Origin of the sequence: Nocardioides lacusdianchii (assembly GCF_020102855.1) — a bacterium.
Taxonomy (GTDB): domain Bacteria; phylum Actinomycetota; class Actinomycetes; order Propionibacteriales; family Nocardioidaceae; genus Nocardioides; species Nocardioides lacusdianchii.
Window position 1 is genome coordinate 273,100 of record NZ_JADHZD010000003.1, and the last position, 14,299, is coordinate 287,398.

Annotated in this window: 8 protein-coding genes; 4 read left to right on the plus strand and 4 right to left on the minus strand. The window is 72.4% G+C overall.

The genetic code is table 11. From position 1 onward, the window contains the following. The first annotated feature begins 1 nt into the window (after position 1). Positions 2-4,378, plus strand: coding sequence for a PKD domain-containing protein (locus tag IRX98_RS23355; RefSeq protein WP_308044401.1), 4,377 nt, complete (start codon positions 2-4; stop codon positions 4,376-4,378). Position 4,379: 1 nt separating this feature from the next. Further along, positions 4,380-6,440, plus strand: a complete 2,061-nt coding sequence (locus IRX98_RS05925; protein WP_224274725.1) for an RCC1 domain-containing protein — start codon at positions 4,380-4,382, stop codon at positions 6,438-6,440. 258 nt (positions 6,441-6,698) lie between these two features. Here the strand turns inward: IRX98_RS05925 and pth are convergent, their stop codons facing one another. Together pth and IRX98_RS05935 are read right to left on the minus strand one after the other, a co-directional pair. After that, the gene (pth, locus tag IRX98_RS05930; protein ID WP_372456029.1) at positions 6,699-7,289 is read right to left on the minus strand and encodes an aminoacyl-tRNA hydrolase; all 591 of its coding nucleotides are present in this window, start codon (positions 7,287-7,289) and stop codon (positions 6,699-6,701) included. A 133-nt stretch (positions 7,290-7,422) separates the two neighbouring features. Next, positions 7,423-8,118, minus strand: a complete 696-nt coding sequence (locus IRX98_RS05935; RefSeq protein ID WP_224274730.1) for a 50S ribosomal protein L25/general stress protein Ctc — start codon at positions 8,116-8,118, stop codon at positions 7,423-7,425. Positions 8,119-8,371: 253 nt separating this feature from the next. Between IRX98_RS05935 and pepN the strand changes: the two genes are divergently transcribed. After that, the gene (gene pepN / locus IRX98_RS05940; protein ID WP_224274928.1) at positions 8,372-10,807 is read left to right on the plus strand and encodes an aminopeptidase N; all 2,436 of its coding nucleotides are present in this window, start codon (positions 8,372-8,374) and stop codon (positions 10,805-10,807) included. A gap of 191 nt (positions 10,808-10,998) precedes the next feature. Here pepN and IRX98_RS05945 read toward each other — a convergent pair whose 3' ends face one another. Further along, a complete protein-coding gene (locus tag IRX98_RS05945) occupies positions 10,999-11,970 on the minus strand; it encodes a ribose-phosphate diphosphokinase (RefSeq protein WP_224274929.1) in 972 nt (323 codons plus the stop codon). 112 nt (positions 11,971-12,082) lie between these two features. Then, positions 12,083-13,519 carry a bifunctional UDP-N-acetylglucosamine diphosphorylase/glucosamine-1-phosphate N-acetyltransferase GlmU gene (gene glmU, locus IRX98_RS05950; RefSeq protein WP_224274732.1) on the minus strand — a complete coding sequence of 479 codons (1,437 nt, stop codon included), beginning with the start codon at positions 13,517-13,519 and terminating at the stop codon, positions 12,083-12,085. Positions 13,520-13,615: 96 nt separating this feature from the next. Between glmU and IRX98_RS05955 the strand changes: the two genes are divergently transcribed. Next, positions 13,616-14,254, plus strand: coding sequence for a TetR/AcrR family transcriptional regulator (locus tag IRX98_RS05955; protein ID WP_224274734.1), 639 nt, complete (start codon positions 13,616-13,618; stop codon positions 14,252-14,254). The last annotated feature ends 45 nt before the right edge of the window (positions 14,255-14,299 follow it).

The following is a 14,299-nucleotide window of genomic DNA, read 5'->3' on the forward strand; positions in this document are numbered from 1 at the left end:
CGTGCCGACCTTCGGCGTCCACGCGGCCCAGCCCACCTCGCAGGAGGTCCCCGTGCGCATGCACCGGTTCGTCACCGTCCTCGTCAGCCTGGCGGTCTCGCTGCCGCTCGGAGCCGTCACCGCCCTGGCAGGGACGGCGCCGGCAGGCGCCGCGACGGTCACCGCCGCCGGCCCGAGCGCGAACCGGATGCCCGGTGACGTCCCCAGTCGGAAGACCCCCTGGGTCCTCGACGGCCAGGTCCTCAAGATCGTCCAGGTCGGCGACCTGATGGTCGCCGGCGGTGCGTTCACCCGGGTCGCCGACCCGATGAACGGCACCCCCTACTCCCGCCAGAACCTCTTCGCCTTCGACGCCGCCACCGGCCAGGTCAGCCAGACCTTCAACCCGACCCTCGACGGAGCCGTGCAGCAGCTGCTCCCCGGGCCGACCGCCGACACCGTCTACGTCGCCGGCGACTTCACCAAGGTCAACGGCAAGGGGCCCAACCACCTGCAGCTCCTCGACGTACGCACCGGGCAGGCAGTGACCTCGTTCAGGGCCCCCAGCACGGCGGGCGGGGTGTCCTCCCTCGAGATGCTGCCCGGCAACCGGCTGATGGTCGGCGGCTACTTCCGGAAGGTCGCAGGCCTCGACTCCGGCCAGCTGATCACCCTGAACGCGACCACGGGCGCGCGGGACTCCTTCATGAACCTCACCTTCGTCGGCAACCACAACACCGGGACCGGCGCGAAGGCACCGGTGGGTCCGCGGGAGACGGCCCTGACCCCGGACGGCCGACGCCTGGCCGTCGTCGGCAACTTCCGCACCGTGGACGGCATCGCCCGTGACCAGATCGTCATGATCGACCTCACCGGCCCCACCGCGCAGGTCGTGCCCGACTGGTACACCGCCCGGTACACGCCCATCTGCTCGCCGCGCGCCTTCGACAGCTACATGCGCGACGTCGAGATGTCCCCGGACGGGTCCTACTTCGTGGTGTCCACCACCGGCGGTCCGGTCAGCGGCACCCTGTGCGACACCGCGTCGCGCTGGGAGACCTGGGCCAGTGGGACGACACTCCAGCCCACGTGGTCCAACGTCTCGGGCGGCGACACGCTGTGGGGGGTCGAGGTGACCCGGGCCGCGGTGTTCGTCGGCGGGCACCAGCGGTGGATGAACAACCCGAACGGCTCGGACCGGGCCGCCCAGGGCGCCGTCCCGCGCGCGGGCCTGGCGGCCCTCGACCCGCTCACCGGCATCCCGCTGAAGTGGAACCCGGGCCGACACCCCCGTGGCGAGGCGGCCTACGAGGTCTACGAGACCGACAGCGGCATCTGGGTGGTGAGCGACACCGAGTACATCGCCGACCGTCGCTACCAGCGAGCGCGGATCGCCTACTTCCCCTACTCGGAGGGCTACGACACCGCCTCGACCAGCGCGGGCACCCTGCCCGGAAACGTCTACATCGGCGGACCGCAGTCGACGACCGCCAATGCGACACGCGCCTCCGTGCTGGCCTTCGACGGCACCACCGTCACGTCCCAGGCCACCGTCAGCACCGACACCTTCGACTGGACGAACGTGCGCGGCTCGGTCATGGTCGGCCGGACCCTCTTCTACGGCCAGACCGACGGATACCTCTACAGCCGGTCCTTCGACGGCACCGCCTTCGGACCCCCGGCTCGGGTCAACCCCTACCTCGACCCGTTGTGGAGCAGCGTCGAGACCGGAAGCGGCGCCCTCGGCCAGACGTACGCCGGCGTCCTGCCGACCTGGTACGCCCAGCTCAGCTCCCTGACCGGGACCTTCTACGCCGACGGCCGCATCTACTACACCCGCAGCGGGCAGAACGCGCTCTACTGGCGGTGGTTCTCCCCCGACAGCGGCATCATCGGCGGTGTCGAGAACACCGTCTCGGGCGGCAACATCGCCTGGAGCAGCGCCCGGGGCATGTTCGTCGACGGCGCGACCCTCTACGTCGTCAACGGCACGACGGGCCAGCTGCTGCGGATCCCCTTCGCCAACGGCGCCCCCAGTGGCACCTCCGCGGTCGCGAACGCGAGCATCGACTGGCGTGGCCGTGCGCTCTTCCTCGCCTCCGTGCTGCCCAACACCGCACCCACGGCCGCCTTCACCTCCGCGTGCACCGGCACCACGTGCACCTTCGACGCCGGGGGCTCCTCCGACGACGACGGCAGCGTGTCGTCGTACGAGTGGACCTTCAGCGACGGCGACCAGGCCGGCGGCCCCGCCCCGGAGAAGGACTTCGTGGACTCCGGGACCTACGAGGTCACCCTCACCGTCACCGACGACGGCGGGCTGACCCACAGCACCACCCAGCAGGTCACCGTGGAGAAGCCCAACGTGCCCCCCACCGCCGCGTTCTCCCTCCTCTGCGACTTCCTCGCCTGCGAGCTCGACGCCGGCGACTCGAGCGACGGCGACGGGGTGCTGACGGAGTACGCCTGGGACTTCGGGGACGGTGGCACCGGCTCGGGCGCGACCACCGACCACACCTTCGCCGCACCCGGCACCTACACGGTGTCGCTGGAGGTGACCGACGACGACGGGGCCGCCGACACGACCTCCACCGTGCAGGTCGTGGTCGCCGCGCCCTCGTCCAGCACCGTGTCGTACGTCGGCGGTGCCGCGACCCAGGGCAACGCGAGCTCGCCCAACGTCACGCCCCCGGCGACGGTGTCCGCGGGTGACCGACTGGTGATGACGCTGTCGCTCAACGCGTCGAACCGCGTGGTCGGCGCTCCGACGGGCACCTCCGGCTGGACGGTGCTCGGCACGACGACCTCGGGATCGATGCAGACGGTGGTCTACAGCAAGGTGGCCGCGGCCGGGGACGCCGGGCGGCGCACCACCGTGACGCTGGACGCGGCCGCGAAGTACACCATGACCGTCGGCGCCTGGTCGGGCGTGCGCACGGGCGCACTCGTCTCGGCGCACCTCGCCGAGACCGTCGTCCGCGCCGGCCACACCACCCCGGTGGTCGAGGCGCCCCCCGGCTCGTGGGTCGTGTCCTACTGGGCGGACAAGACCTCAGCGACGACTGGCTTCACCCTGCCCGGCGACGTGACCTCCCGGCAGGCCGTGTGCAGCACGGGCACGGGACGGGTGTGCAGCGTGATGGCCGACTCCGGCGCGGCGGTGCCCTCGGGGGCGTACGGCGGCCTGCTCGCCACCGCCGACGCCACCAGCGGCTCGGCCACCATGTCCTCGGTCGTGCTGCGCACCGTCGAGCCCAACCAGGCACCGACCGCGGCCTTCACCCACGACTGCACCAGCACCGCCTGCACCTTCGACGCGGCCGCGTCGAGCGACCCGGACGGCTCGGTGACCGGCTGGGCCTGGGACTTCGGTGACGGCGGCACGGCGACCGGACGGACGGTGGACCACGACTTTCTCAGCTCCGGGACGCGCGAGGTGACGCTCACCGTCACCGACGACGAGGGCACGACCGGCTCGGTCGTGGTCCCGGTGGAGGTGACCCGCACCAACGCTGCGCCCGTCGCCGCGTTCACGGTGACGTGCCGCTACCTCGTCTGCAGCTACGACGCGGGCGCCTCGTCCGACGCGGACGGGACGGTGACGTCGTACGAGTGGGACTTCGGCGACGGCACAGGCGACACCACGACCTCCCCCACGACGACCCACGTCTACGACGCGGCCGGCACGCGGACCGCGCGGCTCGACGTCACCGACGGCGACGGCGGGACCGGCGACACCACCCGGGACGTCTCGCCGGTCGCGATCCGGCAGATCACGCTGGCCGGCAGCACCGCCACCCAGGGCAACGCGTCCACCCCGAGCACCCTGGTCCCGGCCGCCACCTCCGCCGGGGACCGGATGGTCCTGGTGCTGTCGGTGAACGACGCGTCCCGCACCACCGGTGACCCGACCAGCGGCGTCACCGGGTGGACGCTGCTCGGCTCGGGGAGCTCGGGCAGCATGAAGACCCTGGTGTGGACACGCACCGCGGCGGCCGGCGACGCGGGTCGACACGTGCGGTTCTCGATGGAAGCCGCGCTGAAGTACACGCTCACGCTGGCCAGCTACAGCGGCGACATGCTCGCACCGCAGGTCGCCTCGGCGGCCGAGACCGTGGTCCGAGCGGCCCACACCACGCCGACGGTGAAGGCCGGGGCGGGCGACTGGGCGGTGTCCTACTGGGCCGACAAGTCCTCGGCGACCACCGGGTTCACCCTCCCAGCCGGGACCACGGGCCGACAGGCGATCTGCGGCACCAGCTCCGGGCGCGTGTGCAGCGTCCTCGCCGACTCCGGAGGACCGGTCGACCAGGGACCGTACGGCGGGCTGACCGCCACGGCCGACGCCGCCTCCGGAAGCGCCACGGCGTGGACGATCCTGCTGCGGTTGGACCGTTGACATGAGCGCGCGGCGGACCGGCCGGGCAGGGGCAGCGGCCGTCCTGGCGGCCAGCGTGCTGGCAGCGCTCGGCACGACGACGGGCCCCGCCGCTCCCGCTTCAGCGGCCAGTCCTCCCGGGGTGCCATGGACCTGGGGCGGCAACGCCTTCGGCCAGCTCGGCGACGGCACCACCCAGGCCGGGCCCACGCCGGGCCCGGTGGTCGGCCTCTCCGACGTGGTCGACATGCACGGCGGTCGGGAGCACGTCGCCTCCCTGCGCTCGGACGGGACCGTCTGGACGTGGGGCAGCAACCGGGAGGGGCAGCTCGGCACCGGCACCACGACCAACCGGACGTCACCGGGCCAGGTGCCCGGTCTCGCCGGGGCCACCGCCGTCGAGACGGGGCACAACCACTCGCTCGCGCTGCTCGCCGACCGCAGTGTGCGCACGTGGGGCCTCAATGCCGACGGCCAGCTGGGCGACGGCACGACCACGCTGCGGCGTACGCCCGTGCGGGTCACCGGCCTGAGCGACGCGACCGCGCTGGCCGCAGGTCGCAACATGTCGTACGCCCTGCGCGCCGACGGCACGGTGGTGGCGTGGGGCCGCAACGACGAGGGGCAGCTCGGCGACGGGACCACCGTGCGACGCACCACGCCGGTGCGGGTGGGCTCCCTCACCGACATCGTCGGCATCGCCGGCGGTCGTGACCACGGACTGGCCCTGCGCAGCGACGGCACCGTGTGGGCGTGGGGATCGAACGACTACGGCCAGGTCGGCGACGGCAGCCTGACCGACCGTACGTCGCCGGTCCAGGTCGCCAGCGGCATCGCCCAGGTGATCGCGGGCGCCCACCACTCCTACGCCCTGCGCACCGACGGCACCGTCGTCGCCTGGGGTCGCAACTACCGCGCCAACCTCGGCGACGGCACCACCACGACGCGCACCCGTCCGGTCGCCGTCCGCAGCCTGACGTCGATCGTGTCGATCGGCTCCGGACGCGACACCGGCGTGGCCGTACGGGCCGACGGCCGGGTGCTGGCCTGGGGATCCAACGGCGCCGGCCAGGTCGGCGACGGCACGACCACCAACCGCTCGACGCCCGTGCTCGTCCCCGGCGTGGCCGGCGCGACGCTGGCCGCCGGAGGCGGTCAGGAGTACACCGTCGTCCTGGTCTCCGGCTCCGAGCCCCCTCCCCCGGCCGACCCGCTGGCGTCGTTCACCTCGACCTGCCAGGCGCTGACGTGCACCTTCGACGCCCGGGCGTCGAGCGACCCCGACGGCGGCGCGCTGGTCTCCCACGCGTGGACGTTCGGCGACCAGTCGACGGGGAGCGGCGCGACGACGTCCCACGTCTACGCCTCGCCCGGGAGCTATCCGGTCGTGCTGACCGTGACGGACGACGAGGGCAGCACCGCGACCCTGACCCGCGAGGTCGTGGTGGCAGACGACCCGCCGCCCCCGGCCGGCCCCGCGTGGCGCGCCGGCAGCTCGTCGGACTCCAACACCACCCGGCCCCGCGTGGGCGTTCCCTCCTCGGTGGCCGCCACAGACCTCCTGGTGCTGGTGGTCACGACCAACCGGGCCGCGACGCTCACCCCGCCCGCCGGGTGGACCACACGGGGCACGGTCTCCGACGGCAGCGACGTCCGGTCGTGGGTCCTGACCCGTACGGCGGGCGCAGGGCTGGCAGGGACGAGCGTCGAGGTGGTCCTCGACGCGACCTCGAAGACCAGCATGGTGCTGCTCGCCTACTCCGGTGCCGGCGTCCCGACGGCGACGGGCCGGGCGGAGCCCACCACCACCGCGACGCACAGTGCTCCGTCGGCGACGGTGACGCAGTCCGGCTCGACGGTCGTGCGCTACTTCGCCGACAAGGCCAACGACGTCCACGCCTGGACCTTGCCGTCACCGCTGTCACTGCGGGCGACGACGATCGGGAGCGGTTCCGGGCTCCTCGCGGCGGCGGCCGGCGACCAGGCGGGCGTGGCGGCGGGAACGGCGCCGGCCGTGTCCGCGACGTCGTCCCTCGCCTCCGGCAAGGCGGTCATGTGGACCGTCGTCCTCCCCCCTGCCTGAGCACGGGGAACCGCGCCGGGGGGCGAGGCTGGGCGGGGACTGCGGCCCGGGGGGAAGGGCCTGCGGGTCTCCTCCTCGCCCGGGGCCGGCCCCTGCGGTTTCGGGAACCTGGGCCGACCACGACCCGGCGCGGCGGTCTGGAGTCTGACGCTGGTGTGCCGCCCCGCGGGGCGGCACGCCTCCATCGTGGGGTCCGGCCGGCGTCGGTCCCCGCGCAGCTGCGCGCTTTCGTCGATATTGGTGACCCGCGTCCGGCCCTCAGGAGTTGAAGCGCTGCTGCGTCTTCTCGAGGCCGTCGGTCAGCAGCGACTCCACCGCGTCGGCGGCGTCGGAGACCTGGAACGGCAGCTCCTTGCGCTCGACGGTGGAGTAGTTCGACAGCACGAAGTCGGCCACGTGCTGGCGACCGGGCGGGCGCCCGATGCCGGCCCGGACGCGGTAGAAGTCGCCGGTGCCGAGGGAGGAGCGCATCGACTTCAGCCCGTTGTGGCCGTTGTCGCCACCGCCGAGCTTGATGCGCAGCGTGCCGAAGGCGATGTCGAGCTCGTCGTGGATCGCAATGACGTGGTCGGGCGCGACCTTGTAGAAGGTCGCGAGCGCCTTGACCGGTCCACCGGACTCGTTCATGTAGCCGCGGCCACGGGCCAGCACGACGCGGGGGCCGCCGAGCGACAGCCGGCCCTCCACGACGTCGGCCCGGCCCGACTTGTGGCTGCGGAAGGGACTGCCCATCCGGCTCGCGAGCTCGTCGGTGACGAGGTAGCCGATGTTGTGGCGGTGCCCGGCGTAGGCGGGTCCGGGGTTGCCCAGGCCCACGACCAGCCAGACCCCGTCCTGCGTGTCACTCATGCGCGTCATCCTTTCATCGCCGAGCGGGCACTTCGTCGCGCTGAAATGCGCCGACCGGGCGATTCCTCGCGGTGCAGCGCGAGGAATCGCCCGGTCAGTGTGTCTGTGCGCGAGGAAGTGCCCGCTCAGCAGGTCACTCGGAGTCGGTGGCCTCGCCGGACTCCTGCGCGGCGTCCTCGGCCTTCGCCTCGGTCTGCGCCTCGGCGATCTCCTCGTTGGACGGGTCGTGCTCGATGCCCAGGTCGGCCTCGGCCTCCTCCAGCTCCGCCTCGAGGGCCTCGGCGGACATCTGCTCGGTCACGTTGACGATGAGCAGCTCCTCGTCGGCCAGCAGCGTGGTGCCCGACGGGAGGTCGAGGTCCTTGGCGAGGATCTGGGTGCCGGCGGGCAGGCCCTCGACGGAGACCTCGAAGAACTCGGGGATGTGCGTGGCCTCGGCCTCGACCGAGACGACCGTGTTCTCGTTGACGACCAGCGTGTCGGGGCCGGCCTCACCCTTGACGTGGATCGGGACGTCGACGGTGACCTTCTCGCCGCGGATGACGGCGACGAAGTCGAGGTGCTCGATGACGCGGCGGATCGGGTCGACCTGGACGTCCTTGGTCAGCGCGAGCTGCTCCTTGCCGTCGATGGCGAGCGCGAGGAGCGCGTTGGCGCCACCGTGCTTGAGCGCCATCATCGTCTGGTGGCCGGGCAGGATCACGTGGACCGGCTCGTTGCCGTGGCCGTAGATGACCGCGGGGATCTTGTTGTCGCGACGGATGCGGCGGGCAGCGCCCTTGCCGAACTCGGTGCGGGCCTCGGCGACGATCTTCTCGGGGGCAGACATGGGGTTCTCCATCAGTCGGGTGGTCGGGCCTGGCGGCCCTGGCTCGTGGGTCCTCGGCGGGTGCGGAGACGACGAACGCCGCGCTCCGGATCGTGAGCGCGGCGCAGCGGTGCGGGCCGGCCCAGTCGATCACGGAGTCCCGGGTCGTACGTCGGGCTCCCTCGCCGAGGCAACCACAGAACTCTAGACCCGCCCCCCGGGGTGGGTCGAATCCGCGCACCGTGCGCGCAACTAGGGTGACCCGGTGCCCCTGATGCTCCCCGAGGCGCGCGAGCGCGCCGTCCTGCTGACCGACGTCCACACCGAGGTCCACCTCGACCTCACCTCCACCGACGCCTTCACGGTCGAGGCACGGATCACCTTCGACTGCACGCAGCCGGGGGCCTCCACGTTCCTCGAGCTCACCGGCGCCTCGGACGTCACCCTCGACGGCGAGCCGGCGGCGTACGCCGACGGGCGGATCGCGCTGCCCGACCTCGCGGCGCACAACGAGGTCCGCGTCACCGCGCGGATGCCCTACGTCACCGACGGCGACGGCATGACCGTGACGATCGACCCCGCCGACGGCGAGCGCTACGTCTGCGCGCACACGTCGATGGACATCACCCAGAAGGTCATCCCCTGCTTCGACCAGCCCGACGTCAAGTCGACCTTCGCCGTCACCGTGACCGCGCCCGCGCACTGGACCGTCCTCGCCAACGGCCCGCTCGAGCAGCGCACGCCGGGCGAGGGCGACGCGGCCCCGCACACCTGGACCTTCGGCACGACCCCGCCGTTCTCGTCCTACCTCTTCACCCTCGTCGGCGGCCCGTGGGTGTCGGTGACGTGGGACGAGCCGTACGCCCCCGCGCCGGGCGGCACGCTGCCCTTCGGCTGGCACGCGCGGGCCTCGCAGGAGCGCGAGCTGCGCCGTGACGCCGACGAGCTGCGCCGCATCACCAGCACCTGCTTCCAGCACTACACGAGCATCTTCGAGCCGGAGTACCCCTACGCCGACTTCCAGCAGGTCTTCGCCCCCGGGCTCAACTGGGGCGCGATGGAGTTCCCCGGCTGCGTCGTCTACCGCGACGAGGGCCTGACCCAGGGCACGCCGACCGAGCTGCAGCGCCAGTGGCTGGCCTCGACGATCGCGCACGAGATGGCGCACATGTGGTTCGGCGACCTCGTCACGATGAAGTGGTGGGAGGACTCGTGGCTCAACGAGTCCTTCGCCGACTTCATGGGATACGACGTCGCCGGCGTCGCCGCGGGCTACACCGACGCCTGGACCTCGGCCGCGATCACCCGCAAGCCCACCGGCTACCGCGCGGACCGCCGCCGATCCACCCACCCGATCGCGGAGGACACCGACAAGATCGTCGACGTCGACACCGCCTTCGCCAACTTCGACATGATCACCTACGCCAAGGGCAACGCCGCGCTCAAGCAGCTGGGCCACTGGCTCGGCCAGGAGGACTTCCTCGCCGGCGTCAACACCCACCTCAACGCCCATGCCTTCGGCAACGCCGACCTGGCCGCGTTCCTCGACTCCCTCGACTCCGCCACCGACCACGACGTACGCGCGTGGGCGGCGGCGTGGCTGCGCACGACCGGGTTCGACACCCTCGTCGTCACCCGCGACGCCCCAGGTGACGGGCCGAGCGTCCCGGTGCTGCACCGCGAGGGCTCGCGGCCGCACCGCCTCACCGTGTCGGCGTACGACGACGCGATGCAGCTCGTGGGCTCCCGCGACGTTCACCTCGGCGAGGAGCCGGTGCGGCTCGAGGACTTCGCCGGACGGGTCGTGGTGCCCAACTCCGGCGACGAGACCTTCGCGGTCATCCGGCCCGACGAGCAGTCGTGGGCGGCGATCACCGCCGGGCTGTCGTCGGTCGAGTCGCAGCTGACCCGCGCGGTGCTGTGGTGGACCGCGGTCGACCTCGCCGAGTCGCAGGTCATCTCCGTCGGCGACCTGGTCGCCCTGGCCGACCGGCACCTGCGGCCCGAGTCGCACCCGCTGGTCGTCGAGGGCGTGCTGCGCGCGCTCCAGCTCGTGACCCGCGCGCACGACGAGCCCGCCGAGGTCGGCGCACACCTCGCCGTCATCGCCGACATCGCCCGCGGTGCCGTGGAGGGCGGCGACCCGCTCCTCGCGCCCGGCGCGTCCCGGGTGCTGGCGCGGCTCAGCGCCGACCGGAGCTTCCTCGTCCAGTGGCTCGAGCGCGACGACGTCGACCCGAGCGTGCGCTGGGCCGCGGTCCACCGCCTCGCCGAGCTCGGCGACCCCTCGCACATCGACGCCGAGGCCGAGCGCGACCAGTCGGTCGCCGGTCACCACGCCGCGCTCTCGGCGCGCGCGTCGGTCCCGACCGCCGAGGCCAAGGCCGAGATGTGGCAGCGCTTCATGGGCGGCGAGCTCAGCACCCACGAGCTCGACGCCGTCGGCGCCGGGTTCTGGGGCTGGGAACAGGCCGACCTGGTCGAGCCCTACCTCACCCGCTACGTCACCGACGGCCTCGCCCTCGCGCTCCGCTCGGGCCAGGCGATGGCCGACAGCATCGGCGACGCCTTCCCGCGCCTGCCGCTCACCCCCGCCGTACGCCGCCAGCTGCGCGCCACGGTCGCCGACGCGCTCGCGACCGGGGACGTCCCCACGGTCCTGGCCCGGGCGTGGAACGACGCGCTCGACGACCTCGACCGGACGCTCTGAAGCTCAGTCCCGGTGGTCGAGCAGCCGAGCGAGGGCACCTCGGTCTCGGTGGTCGAGTAGCCGAGCGAGGCGTATCGAGACCTGCGTCCGTCACGCGGATCTCGATACGCCCGTCACCGCCTCGCAGGCTCAGCGGTGGGGCTACTCGATCTCATGCCTTGACGGCAGCCGGCTCGTTCCTCGCCGTCGACCTAGGCATGACCGTCGAACATCGACGTCACCGAGCCGTCCTCGAACACCTCGCGGATCGCCCGCGCGATGAGCGGCGCGATCGAGAGCGTGGTGAGCTTGTCGAACTGCTTGTCGGCCGGCACCGGGAGCGTGTTGGTGACCACGACCTCCATGGCGGAGGAGTTCTTCAGCCGGTCGACGGCGGGGTCGGACAGGATCGGGTGGGTGGCGGCGATGATCACGCCGGCCGCGCCGTCGGCCATGCAGGCCTCGGCGGCCTTCACGATCGTGCCGCCGGTGTCGATCATGTCGTCGGTGAGGATGCAGATCTTGCCCTTGACCTCACCGACCACGCGGTTGGCGACGACCTCGTTGGCGACGTCGGTGCGGCGCGTCTTGTGGATGAAGGCGAGGGGTACGCCGCCGAGGCGGGCCGACCAGCGCTCGGCGACCTTGATCCGGCCGGCGTCGGGCGAGACGACGGCGAGCTGCTGGTCGCCGTACTTGGCCTTGACGTAGTCGGTGAGGATCGGCAGCGCCATGAGGTGGTCGACGGGGCCGTCGAAGAAGCCCTGGATCTGGTCGGCGTGCAGGTCGACGGTGATGAGGCGGTCCGCGCCGGCGGTCTTGAACAGGTCGGCCACCAGGCGCGCCGAGATCGGCTCGCGGCCGCGGTGCTTCTTGTCCTGGCGGGCGTAGCCGTAGAACGGCATGACCACGGTGATCCGCTTCGCCGAGGCCCGCTTGAGGGCGTCGACCATGATCAGGTGCTCCATGATCCACTCGTTGATCGGAGCGGTGTGGCTCTGGATCACGAAGGCGTCGCACCCCCGCACCGACTCCTCGTAGCGGACGTAGAGCTCACCGTTGGCGAACGCGTAGGCGCTCTGCGGGACGAGTCCGCACTCGAGGAGGTCGACGACCTCGTGGGAGAGGTCGGGGTGCGCCCGGCCGCTGAAGACCATCAGGTTCTTCTCGGTGGTCCGCTTCATTCCGGTCACGCGACGCGACTCCTCGCTGGGGCTGGTCAGCCTGGGGGTGGCTCTCATCGGAGGTGCTGGGGATGAGTCTGGCCCACGGACCGGGCCTTCCCCAACCCCGGGGTCACCCCTCGGTCGTCTCCTGCTGTTCACGCGCCGTTCGCGCCGCCTCGGCCTGGGCGGTCCCGGCCCGCCGGGACTCCGCCCAGCCCTCGAGGTTGCGCTGCGCGGAGCTGCTGACCGCCAGGGCGCCGGCCGGCACGCTGCGGCGTACGACGGTGCCGCCGGCCGTGCCCGCCCCGTCGCCGACGGCGACCGGCGCGACGAAGGTGTTGTTGGAGCCGGTCTTGACGAATCGGCCGATGACGGTGCGGTGCTTGGCCACCCCGTCGTAGTTGGCGAAGATCGTCCCGGCCCCGATGTTGGTGCCCTCGCCGATCTCGGCGTCGCCGACGTAGGACAGGTGCGGCACCTTGGCGCCGTCGCCGATCTGGGAGTTCTTGGTCTCCACGAAGGTGCCGATCTTGCCCGCGACGCCGAGCTGCGTGCCGGGGCGGAGGTAGGCGAAGGGCCCCACGCTGGCGCGGTCGCCGATGACGGCGAGCTCGGCGTGGGTGCGTACGACGCGCGCGCCGGCGCCGACCTCGCAGTCCTTCAGCGTCGTGTCGGGCCCGACCACGGCGTCCTCGCGGACCACGGTCGCGCCGAGGAGCTGGGTGCCGGGCAGGATCGTGGCGTCGGGCTCGAGGACCACGTCGGCCTCGATCCACGTGGTGGCGGGGTCCATGACGGTGACGCCGTCCTTCATCCAGCGGGTCACGATGCGGCGGTTGAGCTCCTTGCCGAGCTCGGCGAGCTGGGCGCGGTCGTTGGCGCCCTCGGTCTGCGCGACGTCCTCGATGAGGTGCGCGCCGACGGTGAGGCCGTCCTCGCGGGCCAGGCCCACGGCGTCGGTGAGGTAGTACTCGCCCTTGGCGTTGTCGTTGGTGATCCGCGGCAGCGCCGAGACCAGGAACTCGGCGTCGAAGGCCAGGATGCCGGAGTTGATCTCGTCGATCTCGCGCTGCTCGGGCGTGGCGTCCTTCTCCTCCACGACCGCCTCGACGTCACCCTCCTCGTTGCGCACGACCCGGCCGTAGCCGAACGGGCGCGCCACCCGGCCGCTGAGGATGCTCACCGCGCGCTGGGCGGCCTCGTGCTCCTCGGCAAAGGCCTTGAGGGACTCCCCCTCCAGCAGCGGGGTGTCGCCGGCGGCGACGATGACGGTGCCGGTGGTCGCACCGCACGCCTCCATCGCGACGCGTACGGCGTGCCCGGTGCCCTGCTGCGTCTCCTGCACCGCCAGCACCGCGCCCGGCAGCAGCTCGGTGATGTGCGGACCGACCTGCTCGCGCTGGTGGCCGACGACCGCGACGACGCTGGTCGGCTCGACGGCCTGCACGGCGCGCAGCACGTGGCCGATCATGGAGCGCCCGGCGATGGGGTGCAGCACCTTCATGGTCTTCGACTTCATGCGGGTGCCGCCGCCGGCGGCGAGCACGATGACGGTGAGGTTGTCCATGCCCGCAGTCTGTCACCGCCTCGGGGCTGGTCGCCCACTCGCGTCCCAGTGCTCGAAAGACGCTGTGCTCGAATGACGCTGTGGTCGAATGACACCGTGAGCGGGCGGACCTATGCCGGGGAGTCGGCGAGCGACCGCGCCGGACGTCGGCGCCGCCAGCTGCTCGACGCGGGGCTGGAGCTCTTCGGCACCGCGGGCTACCGCGCGACGACCGTGCGGCTGCTGTGCCGCGAGGCCCGGGTCAGCGACCGCTACTTCTACGAGCAGTTCGACTCCACCGAGGACCTCCTCGTGGCGGTGTACGACGAGTGCACCGCCCGGCTCGAGGCGGCAGCGCTGACCGCGCTGGGCGACGGCGCCGGCGAGGTCGGCGACCTGGCCAGGCGTGGACTCGACGCCTTCCTCGCCCTGGTCGAGGAGGACCCCCGGCTGGCGCGGGTCGTGTGGTTCGAGGTGCTCGGCGTCAGCGCGCGCGTCGAGTCGACGTACCTGTCCCGGATGCAGCGCTTCGGCCACCTGATGCTCGGCGTGCTGGCCGACCGCGACGACACCACCGCCCTGCCCGACGCCGCACACGAGCTGATGGCCAGCGCAGCCGTCGGGGCGGTGAGCAACGCCGTGGTGACGTGGTCGATCACCGGCTTCACGACCGAGCGTTCGGTGGTGACCGAGTCGCTGGCGCAGTTCCTCGCGGGCGCCGCCACGGCGCTGGCGAGGCCGACCGCCGGGACGTGACCTGCGTCACGCCCTGATTCGGAATCGAGCGTCATCACTTTAGTG